Raw genomic sequence first — 17,693 nt, 5'->3', positions numbered from 1 at the left:
CCCAGAGATACGGAAACAGCATGTTCGGGACTTATCTGCGGCGCGAACTCCTCAATCGCCGCAAGCAGACAGTGATCATCGCGGTGGGCATGGCCCTCGCGATCGCACTCGTCATCATCGTCAATTCCGTCTCCGCGGGGGTGAAAGCAGCACAGGCGAGTGTCCTCCAGTCGGTCTACGGCGTCGGCACCGACATCACCGTGAGCGAGCCGGCGACCGCGCAGAGCGCCACCACCAACCAGGCGCAGGGCGGCGGCCCGCGCTTCGACTTCGGGGCGAACGCCGGCACGGACACCGGCGCAGGCCGCTCGGTGAACACGTCCCGCCTCGAGCCCACCCGCGGCGCGACGGTGATGGATGCGACCACCCTCGCCACGGTCAAGAAGGTGGACAACGTCTCCGCTGCCGCTTCCGTGCTCTCGCTGACCAACACCAGCTTCTCCGGCACCCTCCCCAACTTCCAGCAGCTGCGCGAGCAGCGCCAGGCGGGCGGGACGGGCGGAGAAGCCACCGTGCCGAACCCGGCGCCGACCGGCGGCTCGGACGGCGCAGGCGGAAGCTCGTTCAGCGTCGACTCCTTCTCCGTCCTCGGCCTCGACCCAGCGGGCAAGTCTGTCGGGCCGCTCTCCTCGGTCACCCTCTCCAGCGGGCGCGCGTTCGCGGCGTCCGACGCGGGCAAGGACGTGGTGGTCCTCGACCAGGCGTATGCCAAGACCGGCAGCAAGGCCGTGGGAGACACTGTCACGATCGGCGGCACGGACTTCAAGGTCGTCGGCATCGTGGCGGCGACGGGCAGCGACTCCACTACGGCAGCCAACGCGTACATCCCGCTCGACGTCGCCCAGAAGCTGTCCGGCCAGACCGACAAGGTCAGCTCGGTCTACGTGACCGCGGCGTCCGCCAGCGACATCGACCAGATCAAGTCCGACCTCACCAAGGCCCTGCCGAAGGCGACCATCAGCACCCAGGCAGACCTCGCATCCAGTGTCTCCGGCTCGCTCGGCACGGCAGGCGACCTGATCGCCAACCTCGGCACCTGGCTGTCGATCATCGTGCTCGCCGCCGCGTTCCTCATCGCGATCCTGTTCACCATCTCCGGCGTCACCCGCCGCACCAGGGAGTTCGGCACACTCAAGGCGATCGGCTGGTCCAACGGCCGGATCGTCGGTCAGGTGGCAGGCGAGTCGGTGGTGCAGGGTCTGATCGGCGGCGTCATCGGCGTCGCGGTCGGCCTCGTCGGCGTTCTCATCGTCAACGTGATCTCCCCGACCCTCTCCGGCCGCGTCGGCGGCAGCACCGTCGAAGCGGCGGCACGGACAGGCACGGGAACGGGCGGAGGCGCCGGCACGGGCAGCGCGGAAGGCGGCTTCGGCGGCGGAGGCTTCGGCGGCGGCACGGGCGGATTCGCCGGAGTGCGCAGCGCAGCGGCCAACGCCACGACGGACATCGCCCTGCACGCCCCCGTCACCGTCTGGGTGATCGTCATCGCCGTCGGCCTCGCCGTCCTCGGCGGCCTCCTCGCCGGCGCCATCGGCGGATGGCGCGCATCCCGTCTCCGTCCTGCCGCAGCCCTGCGCTCGGTCGCCTGACCCACCCAAGGAGAGAACGTGTACACGCTCACCAACGTCACGAAGAAGTACTCGCAGTCGAAGCGCGAGGTCGTCGCCCTCAACGACGTGACCCTGCACATCCCGGACGGCCAGCTCGTCGCCATCCAGGGGCCGACCGGTGGCGGCAAGTCCACTCTGCTGCAGATGCTCGGTGCACTGGACCGACCGACGACGGGATCGGTGGAGCTGGAGAAGTCCAGCCTGTCCGGGCTCGGCGACGGCAAGCTCACCGCCATCAGGGCCAACGAGATCGGGTTCGTCTTCCAGGGATTCAACCTCATCCCGACGCTCACAGCCCAGGAGAACGTCGAGACCGCTCTCGCACCGCTCAAGGTGAGCAGCGATGAGCGGAAGAGGCGCGCGGCGGAAGCGCTCGCCTCCGTCGGCCTCGCCGACCGCGGCAGCCACCTGCCGAGCGAGCTGTCAGGCGGTCAGCAGCAGCGCGTCGCCATCGCGCGCGCTCTGGTGAAGAACCCGAACGTGCTGCTCGCGGACGAGCCGACGGGCAACCTGGACGAGGAGACCCGTGACGAGATCATGGACCTGCTCGAAGGGCTCTGGCGCGACCGCGGTCTGACGTTGGTGATCGTCACGCACGACTCCGCGGTCGCGAAGCGTGCGCAGCGTCGCCTGCACATCAAACACGGCCAGGTGAAGGACGTGGCCTGACTCAGGCCGGCAGAACCACCAGCCCGAGCGCCTCGACGATCGCCACCGCCTGGCGGTCGTCGATGACGGCGCCCCTGAGAGTGGTGTTGCGGGGGTCGAGGCCGGTGAGGTCGCTCCCCCGCAGCGTCGCCCCGCTGAAGTCGGCTCCCTCGAACCAGGACGCCGAGAGGTCGCACCCGGCGAAGGTGGCCTCCTGGCAGCGTGCATAGCCCAGATCGGCTTCGCGCAGCCGGACGCCGGTGAAGTCGGCGCCGCGCAGCTCGGCCTTCTGAAAGCTCGTGAACGACCAGTTGCCTCCGACGACCTTCAGCAGGCCGAACTCGCAGCCGTCGAACTGGCTGCCGGTGAGCTTGCAGCGGGTGAAGCTGGTGTCGAAGAAGTTGCAGCGGGTGAACGTGCAGTTCACGAACGCCGACTCTGTGTGGCTGCTGACGTTGAACTTGACGTTGAGGAAGGTGCACTCGGTGAAGACGGCGCCGGAACTGGTCAGCTCCGTCATGTCGACGTCGATGAACTCGACCCGCTCGAACTCGTCCCCGTCGAGGTCACGGCCGTACCAGTCCTCACCGCGAACCGTCGTCTCGGTCACGGGCATTCTGCTGCGTCGTCCACTGTCCGTCATGACCCCATCCAAGCACCGGCCGCCGACGCCTGCGCGCCGACGGCCGGTGCCGGATCGTTCGGTCTGACTCAGTCCTGGTTGCTGAACGCGGCGTCGAACGACGCGGTGGGCTGCTTCCAGAGCAGCGAGCGGATGTAGCCGACCGCTTCCTTGGCGCCGTGCAGCCTGTCCATGCCTGCATCCTCCCACTCGATCGAGATGGGGCCGTCGTAGCCGATCGAGGTGAGCGCACGGAAGGAGTCCTCCCACGGCACGTCGCCGTGCCCGGTCGAGACGAAGTCCCAACCGCGACGCGGGTCGCCCCACGGCAGGTGCGAGCCGAGCACACCGGCCCGGCCGTTCTTCGGGCGCAGCCGCGTGTCCTTGCAGTCCACGTGGTAGATGCGGTCCTTGAAGTCGACGATGAACCCGACAGGGTCGATGTCCTGCCACATCATGTGGCTCGGGTCCCAGTTGAAGCCGAACGCTTCGCGGTGGTCGATCGCTTCGAGCGACCGGACACTGGACCAGTAGTCGTAGGCGATCTCGGAGGGGTGCACCTCGTGGGCGAAGCGGACGCCCTCGCCGTCGAACACATCCAGGATGGGGTTCCACCGGTCGGCGAAGTCCTGGTATCCGGCGTCGATCACGTCGGCGGGTACGGGCGGGAACTGGGCGACGTACGGCCAGATCTTGGAGCCGGTGAACCCGACCACCGTGTCGACGCCGAGCTTGCGGGCGACCTTCGCGGTGAGCTTCAGCTCCTCGGCGGCGCGCTGGCGCACACCCTCCGGCTCGCCGTCTCCCCAGACCTTCGAGCCGACGATCGCCTGGTGGCGGAAGTCGATCGGGTCGTCGCAGACAGCCTGACCCTTGAGGTGGTTGGAGATGGCCCAGACCTTGAGTCCGTACTTATTCAGGATGTCGAGGCGGCCCTGCAGATACGCGTCGTCCTCCGCCGCCCTCCACACGTCGAGGTGTTCGCCTGAACAGGCGATCTCCAGGCCGTCGTAGCCCCACTCGCTCGCGTACTGGGCGACCTCTTCGAGCGTGAGGTCGGCCCACTGCCCGGTGAACAGCGTCACCGGATGCGTGCTGGCGAGCTCCTTGCCGGTGTTCGCGTTGTCTGTCATTCCTCTGTTCCCATCTCGATCCATGTGCCGGACTCCGCTGAGTCGAGCACGGCCTCGGTGACCCGAACGGCGCGCAGCCCGTCGGTGAAGCGCGGCAGCCCGTCGGGGTCAGCCCCGCCGATGGCCGCGTATGTGTCTGCCACGAACGCGTTGAACGCATCCTGGTAGCCCTGTGGATGCCCGGACGGCACGACGCACAGGCGTGCGGCGTCCGCGCTGAGCTGATCGGCGTCGCGCGGGATGAGCAGACTGCCCTTCCGCTTGCCGACCCACAGCGTCTCCGGCTGCTCCTGGTCGAACTCGACGCTCTCTGCGCTCCCGGCGATCTCGAGCAGCAGACGGTTCTTCCTGCCGGGGGCGACCTGCGAAACCAGGAGCGTTCCGATGCCGCCTGAACGCGTCTCGATGACGACGGCGACCGCGTCCTCCGTGGTGATGCCGGAGTGCGCCGCCCTGTCGGAGAAGTAGGTCTTCTTGGTGGCGGAGACGCGGGAGACCCTGTCGCCGCTGACGAACTCGACCAGGTCGACCAGGTGGGAGCCGATGTCGGCGAACGCCCGGGAGCGGCCGCCTGACGCCGCATCCACCCGCCAGTTGTCGTCGTCGGCGCCGAGGAGCCAGTCCTGCAGGTACGACGCGTTCACGGTGAGCACCCGGCCTGCCGCACCGGATGCGAACCGGTCACGGGCCTCTCGGACCATCGGGTGGAAGCGATAGGCGAACGGCACCGTCGCGGTGCGGTCGCCGACGGCGGCGACGAGCGCCTCCGCATCCCGGACCGTGGTGGTGAGCGGCTTCTCGCAGACGACGTGCTTGCCTGCGGCGAGCACCGCGGCGGCCTGCCCTGCGTGCAGCGCGTTCGGCGTGCAGACGTGCACAACGTCGATCGTGTCGTCGGCGAGCACCTGGTCGAGCGAGTCGTACGCCCTGGCGATGCCGAGGTCGGCCGCAGCAGCGGCGGACTTCTGCGGACTGGACGAGACGATGCCCGCCAGTTCCGCCCGCGCGTTGCGGGCGGCCCTGGAGTGCACCTGCGCCATGAATCCGCCGCCGACGATGGCGACTCTCGGCCGCGGTCCTGCCGTCTTCTCCGTCATTCAGCCATCCTGCCCGAGGGTGGCAGCGCGCGGGTCCCAATCCTCCGGCAGGGCAGGTGCGACCGTGACGGTGCTCTGCACCTCGACGGGAGCACCCGCGAGCCCGGCCTCGATGGTCGACACCATGACGTCGAGCACGTGGTACGCCTGCTCACCGGATGCGCGCTCCGGCACCCCAGCGCGGATCGCGCGGGCCAGCTCGACGACGCCCGTCCCCCTGCTCGAGGTCGATCCGGTCGACGGGAACGTCTCGACACCGTCGGCGCCGTGGACGAGAAGGTCGCCGACGAACGTGTTGGGGTCGGGGACGACCAGCGTGCCCTCGACACCCGCCACCTCGAACTGCGTGCGGCCGAGCTTGGAGTCGAAGCTGAAGATGCTCTGCGCCGTCTGCCCGCTCTCGAACTCGTAGAGCGCACTGACGTGGGTCGGCACCGTCACGGCGAACTCCTCTCCGGCGCGGGGTCCGGAGCCGATGACGCGCGACTCCTTGGCCTTCGACGCGACCGCGCTGACGCGCGCGACTGGGCCGAAGAGCTGGACGAGAGCGGTGAGGTAGTACGGGCCGATGTCGAACAGCGGGCCCGCGCCCTCCTGGAACAGGAAGTCGGGGTTCGGGTGCCAGGACTCCGGGCCGGGGCTCTGCATGAGGGTCAGGGCGGTGAGCGGGGCGCCGATCTGGCCGTTCTCGACCAGACGACGAGCCGACTGGATGCCGGCGCCGAGGAAGGTGTCGGGCGCCGTCGCGACGCGCAGCCCCTTCTCGTGCGCAGCCGTGAGCAGCTCGGTGCCGCTGACGCGGTCGAGCGCGAACGGCTTCTCGCTCCAGACGTGCTTGCCCGCATCCAGGATCTGCAGCGCCACCTCGACGTGCACGCGGGGAAGCGTGAGGTTCACGACGATCTCGATCTGGTCGTCGGCGAGAAGGTCGGCGACAGAGCCCGATCCTGCGATGCCGAACTTCTCGGCCTGCGCCTTGGCACGCGGCTCGTCGATGTCGGCGACGAAGCGCACGTCGAGATCCGGGAAAGTGGTGAGGTTGGTCAGGTACTCGGTGCTGATGACGCCGGCGCCGATGACGCCGACGCCGACCTTTCCGCCGCTCACGCGAGGCCCTTGGCGGTGAGGAACTCGATGCTGTCTGCGACAGCCTCGAACCGGTCGCCGCGGGAGTCGTCGAGCTCGATCACGCGGAGCGCGTTCGGAGCCGCTGCGATGATCTGCTCGATCGGCAGCGAACCCTTGCCGACGGCGACCTGGTCCTTGGTCTCCGTGGTGCCCGGGCCGTCCTTGATGTGCAGCGCGACGACGCGGTCGCCCAGCTTGCCGAGGAGTTCGACGGGGTCGTGGCCGCCGACGGCCACCCAGTACGTGTCGACCTCGAGGACGACCTCGGGTGCGAGCTTGCTCGCGAAGTTCTCCAGAGCTGTCACGCCGTCGATCGTGCTCTCGAGCTCGTGGGCGTGGTTGTGGTAGCCGACGCGGACGCCGTAGCGGGCCGCGACCTCGGCCGCCTCGTTGAGCTGAGCGGCGATCTCGTCGACGCTCTCCGCCGTCTGCCAGCGCTCCGGCGCGACGAACGGGTCGATGACGGTGGGGATGCCGAGGGCCTTGGCCGCCTCGAAGACGGGCTCGAGGTCGCCGCCGATGAATCCCTGGTGGGTGGTGGGCGCAGTCAGGCCCGTCTCCTCGAGACCGCGACGCAGGTCGTCGCCGAATTCGAGGAACGCGAACGGCTCGACCTGGGTGAACCCGAGGTCTGCGATGCGCTTGAGGGTGCCGACCGTGTCGTCGGTCAGGAGCTCACGAACGGTGTAGAGCTGCACGGAGAGGTTGGACTTCGACACTTTTCTCCTCGTCGAGTGGATGGGGCGCGCCTGATGGCGACGGTACCCATTCAATCCAGACTTCTGCCGAATGTCAATCAAAAGTCGCGTGAGAGAAATCAGACTTTGTTCGCTCCAGGAACCGTGTGGTTCAATACCCTCATGACCGACAGCGTGCGCGAGCAGCCGCTTGTCGCCCCGGACGCCGCCGGCCTGCTGGCGATCCTGCGCGACGGCGTCCCTCGCACGCGCGCCCAGCTGGCGGAGCTGACAGGGCTCGCCCGCTCGACGGTCGCGGTGCGGATCGACAGCCTGACCGCATCCGGTCTCGTCGCGCCTGCCGGCGACGACGTTTCGACGGGCGGACGACCGCCTGCCCGCATCCGCTTCAACCCGGAGTCGCGAGTCGTCATCGCGATCGACCTCGGTGCGACGCACGGAGTCGTCGCTCTCGCCGACCTGGCGGGGAACATCCTGACCAGCGAGTCGCAGCGCATCCTGATCACCGATGGACCGGAGCCGATCCTCGACTGGGCTCTCGGGACCGCAGAGCGGCTGTTCTCCGCCTCCGGCCGCCCGCTGAGCGAGCTGGTCGGAGTCGGCATCGGCGTGCCCGGCCCCGTCGAGCACTCGACGGGTCTGCCCGTCAATCCGCCGATCATGCCGGGCTGGGACCGCTTCGACATCCCCGCGTACGTCAGCAGGACGTTCGACGTCCCCGTGCTCGTGGACAACGACGTCAACCTGCTCGCGCTCGGCGAGCACGCCCTCATGTGGCCCGACCAGTCCGACCTCCTCTTCGTGAAGGTGGCGACCGGCATCGGCGCCGGCATCATCAACGGCGGCAGGCTGCAGCGTGGCGCGCAGGGCTCGGCAGGCGACCTCGGTCACGTACGCGTGCCGTTCGGGGCGGACACCCCAAGCCACGGAGCCCAGGACGCCGACCTCGAAGCGCTCGCGTCCGGCCCGGCGATCGCGCGCACGCTGACAGCGCTCGGCATCCCGGCACGCACGAGCGACGATGTGGTCGACCTGGCCCGCACAGGCAACCCGACCGTGCTCCAGACGATCCGCCAGGCCGGCCGCGACCTCGGCGAGGTCATCGCGACATCGGTCAACCTCCTCAACCCCTCGCTCGTCATCGTCGGCGGCAGTCTCTCCCGGGTCGGCGAGCAACTCCTCGCCGGCATCCGCGAGGTCGTCTACCAGCGGTCGACACCGCTGGCGACGCAGCACCTCACGATCACCCAGTCGCGCTCCGGCGAAACCGGCGGCGTGATCGGCGCCGCGATCATGGTGATCCAGCACGCCCTCGACCCCGTCGAGGACAACCAGAGATACGCGAGACCCCTGGGCCGCTGAGCCAGGAACCTCCGCCTCAGCGCCCGTCCCCCAGCACCCGCATCCGCCCCCACCCCCGCGAAATCGAATCGTTTCGACAACCCATCGACCACCACACGGAACACAGAACGGAAGGACAGTCGTGACCACTGCGACGAAACCCGGCGAGACCATCAAAGCCGCCGTCATCGGACTCGGCTGGGCAGGCCAGCAGCACATGGATGCGTACGCGACCCTGCCAGGGGTCGAACTCGTCGCCATCGCGGGCATGGAGGACGGGCCGCGCGCCGAGCTCGGCGAGAAGTACGGCGTCACCCGCCTCTACCGCGACTGGCACGAGCTCGTCGAGGACGGAGGGATCGACGTGGTGAGCGTCGCCGTCCCGACCTTCCTGCACGCCCCGATCGCCGTCGGCGCTCTGGAGGCCGGCATCCACGTGCTCAGCGAGAAGCCGATCGCCAGGACCGCCCACGAGGCGCAGGCGATGGTGGATGCGGCGCACACCGCAGACCGCGTGCTCGAGGTCGCGTTCAACCACCGCCGCCGCGGCGACATCGAGGCGCTGAAGGCCGCGATCGACGCCGGCCAGATCGGCCGCCCGTACCACGCGCGTGCGATCTGGCTGCGCAGGGCGGGCATCCCGGCTCTCGGCAGCTGGTTCACCAACCGCGAGATGGCGGGCGGAGGACCGCTCATCGACATCGGCGTTCACGTGCTCGACTACGCGCTGCACCTGTTCGGCGAGCCGAAGGTGACCGCGGTCTCCGCTGTGACGCACTCGGAGCTCGGCTCCCGCGGCCGAGGCGGCGCTGCAGGCAACAAGCAGGACGTCGGCTCCGCATACGAGGTCGAGGATCTCGCCAGCCTGCTGCTGCGCCTCGAAGGCGGCGGCTCGATCGTGCTCGAGACGAGCTGGGCGGCATACCGTCCGGCCGGCGACGAGTTCGGCATCACGCTGTACGGCACGGAGGGCGGCGCCGATCTGCGCGTCGTCGACTACGCGCCTGCCGGAGAGCTGACGATCTTCACCGGAGAAGGAGAGGCGACCTCGGACGTGCGCGTCGCCGCCGACCCCGGCCGCGGCCACCTGGCCGTGGTCGAGACCTTCCTCGAGCACGTCGCGGATCAGGCCAACTGGTCGCAGTACGACGGTTCGCGCGCCCTCGACCGCGCCCGCGTCATCGACGCGGCGTACGAGTCGGCGCGCCGCAACGCCGAAGTCGTGCTCGAGCCGGCCACGAAGGGAGCATGAGCATGTCAGCACTGCGCGTCACCGTGTGGAACGAGGGTGTCCACGAGGCCACCCAACCGGACATCGCCGCGATCTATCCCGCGGGCATCCACGGCGCCATCGCCGAAGGGCTGAGCGAGGTGCTCGGCTCCGACGTGGCGGTGCGCACCGCCACCCTCGCCGACGACGAGCACGGCCTCACCGAGGAGGTTCTCGACGACACGGACGTGCTGCTCTGGTGGGGGCACATCGCCCACGACCAGGTCGCAGACGAGGTCGTTGAGCGCGTTCGCCAGCACGTCCTCGGCGGCATGGGCCTCATCGTGCTGCACTCCGGGCACTTCTCGAAGATCTTCATCCGGATGCTCGGCACGACCTGTTCGCTCGCCTGGCGCAATCCGGAGGGCGGAGAGCGCGAGCTGGTCTGGAACGTCAACCCGACGCATCCGATCGCCGAGGGCGTCGAGCAGCCGATCGTGATCGAGGCGCAGGAGATGTACGGGGAGTTCTTCGACATCCCGACCCCGGACGACCTGGTGTTCATCAGCTCGTTCACCGGCGGAGAGGTCTTCCGCTCCGGCGTGACGTTCACGCGCGGCCGCGGCAAGATCTTCTACTTCAGCCCAGGCGACCAGGAGTACCCGGTGTACTTCCACCCTCAGGTGCGCAGAGTGCTCGCCAACGGCGTGCGCTGGGCGGCTCCCGTGGCCGGCGCACGCACGGCGCCGGAGGTCTCCAACCCGGATGCGGGCGTCTGGCCGAGGTAGGTCGCGCGCCGTGGGGGCCTGCGCTCGTCGAGGCGATGAGCGCAGGCCCCCACGGTCGTTGGTCAGGGGATGGCAGGGCCGGGAACGCTGCAGCCGTCGTGGGTCGATATCGCGGTGTCCCTGATTGTGTGCGTTCCGCCGATGATGGTCAGCTCGGTGATTCCCAGCTCGCGTTCGCCGAGGACCATGCCGGCTGGTTGGCACGTGGGCATGATGACGTACAGAGGTTGACCGTTCTTGCCGGCGAGAGCGGATCCGACGAGCGCGTCCGGGTAATTCCAGCCGGAGGCGAGGTAGGCGTGCGTCGCGCTGCCGAATGTGCTGCCGATCGCAGCCGACGTCTCGAAACGGTCCGATCCTGCAACGCGGGACGCGACAGGAACGATGGACATCGCGTTTGCGAGGACGCCGTCCGAGACGGCCGTCGGGCCACCGGCGACCACAAGCTTCCCCGGCGCGAGCTTCTTCACGGTCGCCTGCGTGGCGGCGTCAAGCCGATCGGCGTCGCCGTCGACCAGAAGGACGGGGCCGCCCACTGTTCCTGCGGCGGCACCAGCGGAAAGCGCATCCGGGTAGTCCTTGCCCGTGGCGAGATAGACGGTCGAAACCGGGCTGGTGAAGGTGGCCTCTGCCAGTCGCCGTGACGTGTCGTATCGGTCGGCCCCTGCGACGCGCACGACCTGGGGTGCGAGTGACATCATCTTCTTCTCGACGCTGGGCGCGAGCGCGGATGTCCCGCCGACGAGGACGATCTTCTTCGGTGAGAGTCGCTTGAGTTCGGCTGTCGTCACGGCGGGAACCTGGTCCCACTTGGTCAGCAGCACAGGACCGCCCTGAGTGGCGGCGACCGGCCCGGCTGACAGCGCGTCGGGGAAGTTGACGCCGCTGGTCAGATAGACGACCGGCGCCGAATCGGGATACGCGCTCGCCGAGACGGCGACAGCGGTCGCGAAACGATCGGCGCCTGCCAGCCGCTCCGTGACGCGCGGTGCCTCCGTCGGCGTAGCGTTCGCGGCGGGGGCGGCGAATGCGAGGGCGAAAGCACCCACGATCGTCGCTACGGTGAGTGGTGTTTTACGCATCATCTATTTCTTATCGATTGTGTTCCGGACGGGCCCTGTCGAATCAGCAGATCCGTCCGGCAGCGACATCAGCGTTGAGCGACGTCGTGCCGCCGATCAGAGTGAGCTGAGAGGCGCCGAGCCTGTCCATCTGGGTCAGTACTTCGCGATTGAGGCAGTGGCCGGGCGAGAGGAATACGGGCGCCTTCTTCACCGCGGCGAGTGGGGCGGAGACCAGCCCGTCCGGGAAGTTCAGTCCGTTCACGACGAACACCTGCGAAGTGGCCGTGGGGAAGTAGTTCTTCGCGACCGCGACCGACGTCAGGAACCGGTCGGCGCCTGCCACCCGCTGTGTGTCGGCGACGGATGCCTTCACCGTGTTCAGCGTGCTCGCGGACACGACGGCCGTGCCGCCGACCACCCTGACCGCTGTCGCCTTGAGCGACTTCACCAGGCTCCCCGTCGCCGCGTCCGCGGCGGTCGGACCTGAGCTCACCAGCAGCAGGGGAGCACCCCTGCCCGCAGCGCCCGCACCAGCGGAGAGTCCGTCAGGGAACGTGTCCCCGGAAGCGACGAAAGCGACCGATGCGCTCGAGAACGCATACGACGCAAGCTTCCGAGACGTTTCATAACGGTCGGCGCCCGACACACGAACGACCGACCCGGCCAGCTTCTTCAGCTCGTTCACGACGGCGTCGTTGATCGACGCAGTGCCGCCGGAGACGATGATCTTGCTCGGCTTGAGTCGGGCGATCTCAGCTTTCGTCGGCGCAGTGAGCGCGGTTCCCTGCGTCAAGAGCAACGGGCCGCCCAGCTTTGCAGCGACCGGTCCGGACGCCAGCGCGTCCGGGAAGGCCTCTCCACTGGCGACCACCACGACAGGGGCAGACGTGGGGAAGGCCGTGCGCGACACCGCTGCAGCGGACTCATAGCGGTCGCCGCCCTGAATGCGTGTCGACGTCAAAGCACCCTTCGAGGTGACGGTCTGACACGAACCGGCGGGAGTATATGTGTCACGCGGATAATTCAGCACTGTCATGCAGACCACGTGTGAAGCCGCCGAGACATCGAACGTCACATCGAACCCACGCGGCGCGAAGCTGGGCAGCCGGTACGCCGCGTTGACATCCGGCCGATTGACACTCGTGTCGAACTGTTTGACGATCCCGCCGTCCACTGTGATCCTGACCGTCGCAGCCTTCCACTGATCCGGGTCGAACGCCCATCCCGTCGCACGAATCTTCCCTGACGACGGGAACGTCACCGGCTCGAGCGTCCCGATGGGCCGCTCATCGCGTCCCAGGTAGGCGAGGCCTGCCCGATCACCGTTCTGGAACGTCGACGAGTCGTACTTCGACGGATGCATCACCTGATTCACACCCTGGAACGGCGCGTCGTAATGCTTCAGCCCGAGCGCGTGGCCGATCTCGTGTGCGACCACGTGATGCTTGTTCTGAGGCGAATAGCCGTCGACGACGGGGTAGATCCAGTTCTTCGCGGCCGTCACGAGGTTGTCGAAGTCTTTGCCGCTCGCTCTGCCCTGCTGATAAGCGATGGCGCACCCGGCAAAACCCGCCCCACACGGGCCGGACGGCAAGGTGAAGAAATGGATCTCGTGCCGGGGCACCGTCGCGCTTGGTTCGGGACTGAGTGAAAACTGCCCGGGAGCAATGGTCAGATCGGCGACCCCTGCTGCCCGCAGTTCGTTGGCGACCGCTTGCAGAACCGGACGGTACTGCTCAGCCCGTGCCGCCGCTGCGATCTTCACGGTGAAGCGGAATGCGTTGTCGGCTACTTCGGTCACGAAGCCGCTGTTTCCCGTGGCCCCATCGTATGGAGTGTCCGCAATCCGTTCGCCCGTGTCGAAGTCATAGGTCATGAAGTCAGTCGGTGGGACCGGAGCGCCCACGGCTCCGGCTGGAGCGACTCCGATACACGCCGACAACACAAGCGTGGCGGCGGCTGCGGCACCCGTCGTCCATCGCCGCACATACAGGGGCTTACGCATCCGAGTCCTTTCACAAGAGCGGGCGCGACCCTCCGCACCCAGCCGTTTCAACAGAAACTTCAGGCTAATAGGTACAAATACGCAGTTCTAGTATTGATATGTTTTAATAACAGGAGTTTTTCTCTCTCGTGTGGAGCGACGCTGGGCGATTGCGCCAGACTGTTCCCATGGTCCGAATCACCTCACTCCCCGACCCGCGTCACCCCGACCCGACGGACGCGCCTCCGCTCCGCTGGGGCGTGCTCGCGCCAGGCGGGATCGCCGCCGACTTCACGGATGCGCTGCACAAGCACACGACGCAGCGGGTGGTGGCAGCCGGGTCCCGATCGGCGGAGCGCGCCGCCGCGTTCGCCGCCGCGCACGGCGTGGAGCGCTCGTACGGCTCGTACGTGGAGCTGGTCGAGGATCCGGGGGTGGACGTCGTCTACGTGGCGTCGCCGCACACCCAGCACGCTGAGCACGCCCTCCTCGCCATCGCAGCAGGCAAGAGTGTGCTGGTCGAGAAGCCGCTCGCCGCCGACGCGGAGGACGCCCGTCGGATCGAGCGCGCCGCGAAAGCCGCAGGGGTGTTCGCGATGGAGGCGATGTGGACGCGCTATCTGCCGCAGACCGACATCATCCGGCAGCTCCTGAACGACGGCGTGCTCGGCGACGTGCGCATCGTCACAGCGGATTTCGGCGGAAATGCGCGCTTCGATCCGACCAGTCGTCTCTTCGATCCTGCGCTCGGCGGAGGCGCGCTGCTCGACCTCGGCGTGTACGTCGTGTCCTGGGCGTCGTTCGCCATCGGCCGACCGGCAGGAGTGATCGCGGCAGGAACGCTCGCGCCCACGGGTGTCGACGAGCAGGTGTCGCTCATCCTCTCGTCGCTGAGCGGGGCGCAGGCGCTGCTCAGCACCGGGCTGCGCGCCGCGACGCCGTCGCTCGCGACGATCTGCGGCTCAGAGGCGCGCGTCGAGACCGGCAGCCCGTTCTGGTCGGCGAGCGGCCTACGCCTGGTGCAGGGCGGGGATGCGCCCGTGCTCGACTGGAACGACCCGTACGGCCGCCCGCATCGTGAGGGCATGTCGTACGAGGCGGCAGCCCTCGCGCGCTTCGTGACGGAAGGTCGCACCGACTCGCCCGTGCATCCACTGGCCGAGGCTGTGCAGACGATCGAGACGATCGACGAGGCCCGCCGCCAGCTCGGCGTGACAGGCGTGGGGTCCGCCACAGCCGGCTGATGCGAGAGAGAATGGACGGGTGCTCGATCCTGTTCTGACCCGCCCAGCCTCCCTCGTCGACCTTCGGCCGGCGGAGGTCGTGCAGGCGGAGCGCGTGCAGGCCGAGCTCGAGTTCCAGCTCGAAGCACCGGATGCGGACCGCGTCCTCCGCGGGCACCTCACCAGGGTCGTCGCGCACTCCAGCGACAGGGTCGGCTGGCTGCGTGCCCGCAGCCGCGGCATCACCGCGACAGACGTCGCCAAGCTCTCCACGCCGCGTTCCGTGCAGTCCGCTGCGTACGACAAGCTGCACGGCACCGGGTTCTCCGGCAACGTGTACACGCAGCACGGCCGCTCACGCGAACCGGAGATCGCGGCGTGGGTGGCCGCCACCCACGGCATCCAGCCGTCGGATGCGCTTTATCACGCCGAGCGGGACAGGCGTCATCTCGCGACACCGGACGGCCTGACCGTCCGCGCGAGCGGCAGCATCGAGCTTGCGGAGATCAAGACCACGAACAAGCCGTTCCGCAGTGTCCCGCGCAACTACCTGAGGCAGATTTGGTGGCAGCAATACGTGCTCGGGGCGGAGCGCACCCTGTTCGTCTGGGAGCAGCACTCCGGGTTCGTGCCGCTGCACGACGAGCCGGAGTGCCGCTGGGTCGACCGCGACGAGAACGAGATCGCGAAGCTCGTGGCGCTGGCCGGCGACCTCATCGACGCGCTGCGTCGCGCCACCAGCCCGCAGTCGTCCTAGGCGTCCTCGTCGCCTAGTCCGCGACGACGGGAACGCGCACCAAGGTGAGCGAGTAGATCGCCAGCCACGCGATGGCAACGGTCGTGCCGATCAATTCGAGCCACGCCCCGACGTCGGTCGCCACATGCACGAGCGCGAGCAGTCCGCCGACGATGGTGATGGCGGCGACCGCGAAGCAGCTCACCAGTGAGAACCTGGCCACCCGAGGCACCGTGCCGGCGAACGCCACCTGCAGCATCGCATAGCACGCCGCCGCAAAGCCCAGCACGGCCGTCGTCGTGTGCACGAGGTCCTGCACCGTCGACCGCGGGTCTGCGATCGGAACGGGGCACGCAGCAGTGCAGGTGACCTGCGACGCGACCACGAAGCAGATCGCCGCGAACCCGAGCGTGACGGCCGGCGCCCACCGGTTCAGCAGCCTGGCCGACGACCGGATGTGCCCGCTCGCCAGCGCGATCGAGAACCCGCCGGCCGCGATGCAGAGCAGCGCGATGGCGAACGGCGTCGCGGTCGGCGCGCCCTGGGCGCCGAGCTCGCTCACGTAGACCGGGTACGGCACGGTCAGCCGCGCGGCCCAGATGATGGTCAGGCCTCCGAGCACCGCGATCGTCCCGAGCGCCAGCAGCACGGGCACAGCGCGCTGCCAGCCGCGCGCGAGCATGGGTGCCGCGAACGGTTGGCGCACCACACGCAGCACTCTGCTCACGAGGAGCATCCTAACCAGACCGCCCCTGGAAACGTCCTGGGGGTATCCGAAACGCATTGTTCATCAGCGGTGACGCGACCGAAACACCCCTGAAGCATTGGCGGGATTGACTGAGAACCAGCCGATGAGGGGACGACGAATGCAGAAGACGATGCGAGCCGCGCTTCTCGCCCAGCCGGGCGACGCCGACGCGCTGAGGATCGGCGAGATCGCGACGCCGGACCGGGTGAACGCGGAGTTCCTGGTCAAGGTGGTCGCGGCGAGCGTGAATCCGATCGACGCCAAGACCAGGGCTGGCCGTGGGGTCTTCGGCGCCATCAGGAACCTGCCTGCCGTGCTCGGCCATGACTTCAGCGGGGTGGTCGTCGAGTCGCCGTACCGCGCGCATCCGATCAAGCCGGGCGACGAGGTGTTCGGGATGGTGATGGTCCCCCGGTTCAGCGGAACATACGCCGAATACGTGTCTGTGCCGAGTCTCAGCGTGGTGCGCAAACCGTCGACGCTCTCGCACATCGAGGCCGCCGGCGCGCCGCTGGCCGCGCTCACCGCGTGGGGCATGGTGGTGGAGGTTGCGAAGGCGCACGAGGGGCAGCGGATGCTCATCCACGCCGGCAGCGGAGGCGTCGGCCATTTCGCGGTCCAGTTCGCGTCGTATTTCGGCGCGCAGGTGACGGCCACCGCATCCGGGTCGAACGCCTCGTGGCTGCGCACGCTCGGGGCGTCGTCGGTCATCGACTACGCGACCACCAGGTTCGAGGACGTCGCCGGCGAAGTGGATGTTGTCATCGATCTGATCGGGAACGTTCACGACGACACGGGCACTCGCTCCCTGCGGGTGCTCCGCCCCGGCGGACTCATCGTCAACGCGCCAACCGGGAGCTGGCCGACCTTCGAGGAGGAGACGGCGGCAGCGGGAGTCCGCGGCACAGACTTCAAGGTTGCGCCGGACGGCAACACGCTCGCCGTGATCTCCCGTCTGCTGGAGTCAGGCAACGTACGCGTGCACGTCGATCAGATCTTCGCGCTCGAACAGATCGCGGAGGCCCACCGAGCGATCGAATCCGGCCACACGCGCGGCAAGATCGTGCTGAAGGTGGCGGAAGGCTAGAGCGCCCGCTCCATCACCCAGTCGTCCTCCAGCCGGTCGCCCACCAGGAACTGCTTGGAGCCGACCCGCTCGAACCCGTTCTTGGCGTAGAACCGCTGCGCCCTGGCGTTCTCCTCGTTGACCCCCAGCCAGATCCCGGATGCACCGGCCTGCGCCGCCGCCGCGAGACTCGCCTCCATGAGCCCGCTCGCCACCCCTGCCCCGTGGTGGCCCGGCATCACGTAGCACTTGCTCAGCTCGCTGGACGGGCGGATGCGGATGGCGGCACTCACGTCGGAGTCCGCCGGCTCGCCGAGGTTCACCATCGTGTATCCGACGGCTTCGCCGTCCTCGCTCTCCGCGATCAGCAGCACGCGGGCGTCGTCTGCGAGGTATTCGCCGAACTTCTCCTCGGAGAGCATCGTCGCGACGAACGCCGCCTTCGCCTCCTCTGTGGTGTGCGGAGGGCAGGCGAGCGGGAAGGTCACGGCGGCGACGGCGGCGAGCCCCCGCGCATCCCGTGCCTCTGCGGAGCGGATGATGACGGTCACCAGACCACCATACTGAAACGGCCGGCCGCCCCAGAAGGGACGACCG

The 17,693-nt window shown here is 68.5% G+C and carries 17 protein-coding genes; 8 read left to right on the top strand and 9 right to left on the bottom strand.

From position 1 onward, the window contains the following. The first annotated feature begins 20 nt into the window (after nucleotides 1-20). Both ASE16_RS02900 and ASE16_RS02895 read left to right on the top strand, forming a co-directional pair. Nucleotides 21-1,589 carry an ABC transporter permease gene (locus ASE16_RS02900; protein ID WP_055890375.1) on the top strand — a complete coding sequence of 523 codons (1,569 nt, stop codon included), beginning with the start codon at nucleotides 21-23 and terminating at the stop codon, nucleotides 1,587-1,589. An 18-nt stretch (nucleotides 1,590-1,607) separates the two neighbouring features. Next, nucleotides 1,608-2,279 carry an ABC transporter ATP-binding protein gene (locus ASE16_RS02895; RefSeq protein WP_055890373.1) on the top strand — a complete coding sequence of 224 codons (672 nt, stop codon included), beginning with the start codon at nucleotides 1,608-1,610 and terminating at the stop codon, nucleotides 2,277-2,279. 1 nt (nucleotide 2,280) lies between these two features. Here ASE16_RS02895 and ASE16_RS02890 read toward each other — a convergent pair whose 3' ends face one another. The 5 genes from ASE16_RS02890 to ASE16_RS02870 all read right to left on the bottom strand — a co-directional run bounded on the left by ASE16_RS02890 (nucleotide 2,281) and on the right by ASE16_RS02870 (nucleotide 6,957). Beyond that, nucleotides 2,281-2,901, bottom strand: coding sequence for a pentapeptide repeat-containing protein (locus tag ASE16_RS02890; RefSeq protein ID WP_055890371.1), 621 nt, complete (start codon nucleotides 2,899-2,901; stop codon nucleotides 2,281-2,283). A 68-nt stretch (nucleotides 2,902-2,969) separates the two neighbouring features. Continuing rightward, nucleotides 2,970-4,013, bottom strand: a complete 1,044-nt coding sequence (locus ASE16_RS02885) for a sugar phosphate isomerase/epimerase family protein (RefSeq protein WP_055890369.1) — start codon at nucleotides 4,011-4,013, stop codon at nucleotides 2,970-2,972. Beyond that, nucleotides 4,010-5,110, bottom strand: coding sequence for a Gfo/Idh/MocA family protein (locus ASE16_RS02880; RefSeq protein ID WP_055890367.1), 1,101 nt, complete (start codon nucleotides 5,108-5,110; stop codon nucleotides 4,010-4,012). Before ASE16_RS02880 ends, ASE16_RS02885 begins: the two co-directional genes overlap by 4 nt. After that, nucleotides 5,111-6,217 carry a Gfo/Idh/MocA family protein gene (locus ASE16_RS02875; protein WP_055890365.1) on the bottom strand — a complete coding sequence of 369 codons (1,107 nt, stop codon included), beginning with the start codon at nucleotides 6,215-6,217 and terminating at the stop codon, nucleotides 5,111-5,113. Next, entirely contained in the window at nucleotides 6,214-6,957 is a 744-nt protein-coding gene (locus tag ASE16_RS02870; RefSeq protein ID WP_235500287.1) for a sugar phosphate isomerase/epimerase family protein, read from the bottom strand. Before ASE16_RS02870 ends, ASE16_RS02875 begins: the two co-directional genes overlap by 4 nt. 141 nt (nucleotides 6,958-7,098) lie before the next feature. On the opposite strand from ASE16_RS02870, the gene ASE16_RS02865 reads away from it, so the two are divergent. The 3 genes from ASE16_RS02865 to ASE16_RS02855 all read left to right on the top strand — a co-directional run bounded on the left by ASE16_RS02865 (nucleotide 7,099) and on the right by ASE16_RS02855 (nucleotide 10,275). After that, nucleotides 7,099-8,298, top strand: coding sequence for an ROK family transcriptional regulator (locus ASE16_RS02865; RefSeq protein ID WP_055890363.1), 1,200 nt, complete (start codon nucleotides 7,099-7,101; stop codon nucleotides 8,296-8,298). 121 nt (nucleotides 8,299-8,419) lie between these two features. Next, the gene (locus tag ASE16_RS02860; protein ID WP_055890360.1) at nucleotides 8,420-9,529 is read left to right on the top strand and encodes a Gfo/Idh/MocA family protein; all 1,110 of its coding nucleotides are present in this window, start codon (nucleotides 8,420-8,422) and stop codon (nucleotides 9,527-9,529) included. Then, nucleotides 9,526-10,275 (top strand): ThuA domain-containing protein, encoded by a 750-nt coding sequence (locus tag ASE16_RS02855; protein WP_055890358.1) that lies wholly within the window; start codon nucleotides 9,526-9,528, stop codon nucleotides 10,273-10,275. Before ASE16_RS02860 ends, ASE16_RS02855 begins: the two co-directional genes overlap by 4 nt. A gap of 62 nt (nucleotides 10,276-10,337) precedes the next feature. Here ASE16_RS02855 and ASE16_RS02850 read toward each other — a convergent pair whose 3' ends face one another. Together ASE16_RS02850 and ASE16_RS02845 are read right to left on the bottom strand one after the other, a co-directional pair. Next, entirely contained in the window at nucleotides 10,338-11,357 is a 1,020-nt protein-coding gene (locus tag ASE16_RS02850) for a cell wall-binding repeat-containing protein (RefSeq protein ID WP_162255964.1), read from the bottom strand. 43 nt (nucleotides 11,358-11,400) lie between these two features. Beyond that, nucleotides 11,401-13,395 (bottom strand): cell wall-binding repeat-containing protein, encoded by a 1,995-nt coding sequence (locus ASE16_RS02845; RefSeq protein ID WP_157480027.1) that lies wholly within the window; start codon nucleotides 13,393-13,395, stop codon nucleotides 11,401-11,403. 116 nt (nucleotides 13,396-13,511) lie between these two features. On the opposite strand from ASE16_RS02845, the gene ASE16_RS02840 reads away from it, so the two are divergent. Both ASE16_RS02840 and ASE16_RS02835 read left to right on the top strand, forming a co-directional pair. Then, nucleotides 13,512-14,567: a Gfo/Idh/MocA family protein gene (locus ASE16_RS02840; protein ID WP_055890353.1), complete on the top strand. Its 1,056-nt coding sequence runs from the start codon at nucleotides 13,512-13,514 to the stop codon at nucleotides 14,565-14,567. Between the two features lie 94 nt (nucleotides 14,568-14,661). After that, nucleotides 14,662-15,303: a YqaJ viral recombinase family protein gene (locus ASE16_RS02835; protein ID WP_055891500.1), complete on the top strand. Its 642-nt coding sequence runs from the start codon at nucleotides 14,662-14,664 to the stop codon at nucleotides 15,301-15,303. A gap of 13 nt (nucleotides 15,304-15,316) precedes the next feature. On the opposite strand, the gene ASE16_RS02830 is transcribed toward ASE16_RS02835, so the two are convergent. Next, nucleotides 15,317-16,009, bottom strand: a complete 693-nt coding sequence (locus tag ASE16_RS02830) for a DUF998 domain-containing protein (protein WP_162255963.1) — start codon at nucleotides 16,007-16,009, stop codon at nucleotides 15,317-15,319. Between the two features lie 139 nt (nucleotides 16,010-16,148). On the opposite strand from ASE16_RS02830, the gene ASE16_RS02825 reads away from it, so the two are divergent. Then, nucleotides 16,149-17,117 (top strand): NADP-dependent oxidoreductase, encoded by a 969-nt coding sequence (locus ASE16_RS02825; RefSeq protein ID WP_055890348.1) that lies wholly within the window; start codon nucleotides 16,149-16,151, stop codon nucleotides 17,115-17,117. Here the strand turns inward: ASE16_RS02825 and ASE16_RS02820 are convergent. Beyond that, nucleotides 17,114-17,647 (bottom strand): GNAT family N-acetyltransferase, encoded by a 534-nt coding sequence (locus ASE16_RS02820; RefSeq protein WP_055890346.1) that lies wholly within the window; start codon nucleotides 17,645-17,647, stop codon nucleotides 17,114-17,116. The genes ASE16_RS02825 and ASE16_RS02820 overlap by 4 nt on opposite strands. Nucleotides 17,648-17,693: the final 46 nt, after the last annotated feature.

The organism is Leifsonia sp. Root227, assembly GCF_001428745.1.
In the GTDB taxonomy this organism is placed as follows: domain Bacteria; phylum Actinomycetota; class Actinomycetes; order Actinomycetales; family Microbacteriaceae; genus Leifsonia.
This window is presented reverse-complemented; position numbering and strand designations above follow the sequence as displayed.

Excerpts from the sequence above, each read along its gene's own strand:
- ASE16_RS02900 (WP_055890375.1), top strand. The coding sequence starts at position 21 with ATGTTCGGGACTTATCTGCGGCGCGAACTCCTCAATCGCCGCAAGCAG.
- ASE16_RS02890 (WP_055890371.1), bottom strand. The coding sequence starts at position 2,901 with ATGACGGACAGTGGACGACGCAGCAGAATGCCCGTGACCGAGACGACG.
- ASE16_RS02885 (WP_055890369.1), bottom strand. The coding sequence starts at position 4,013 with ATGACAGACAACGCGAACACCGGCAAGGAGCTCGCCAGCACGCATCCG.
- ASE16_RS02880 (WP_055890367.1), bottom strand. The coding sequence starts at position 5,110 with ATGACGGAGAAGACGGCAGGACCGCGGCCGAGAGTCGCCATCGTCGGC.
- ASE16_RS02865 (WP_055890363.1), top strand. The coding sequence starts at position 7,099 with ATGACCGACAGCGTGCGCGAGCAGCCGCTTGTCGCCCCGGACGCCGCC.
- ASE16_RS02855 (WP_055890358.1), top strand. The coding sequence starts at position 9,526 with ATGAGCATGTCAGCACTGCGCGTCACCGTGTGGAACGAGGGTGTCCAC.
- ASE16_RS02850 (WP_162255964.1), bottom strand. The coding sequence starts at position 11,357 with ATGCGTAAAACACCACTCACCGTAGCGACGATCGTGGGTGCTTTCGCC.
- ASE16_RS02840 (WP_055890353.1), top strand. The coding sequence starts at position 13,512 with ATGGTCCGAATCACCTCACTCCCCGACCCGCGTCACCCCGACCCGACG.
- ASE16_RS02825 (WP_055890348.1), top strand. The coding sequence starts at position 16,149 with ATGCAGAAGACGATGCGAGCCGCGCTTCTCGCCCAGCCGGGCGACGCC.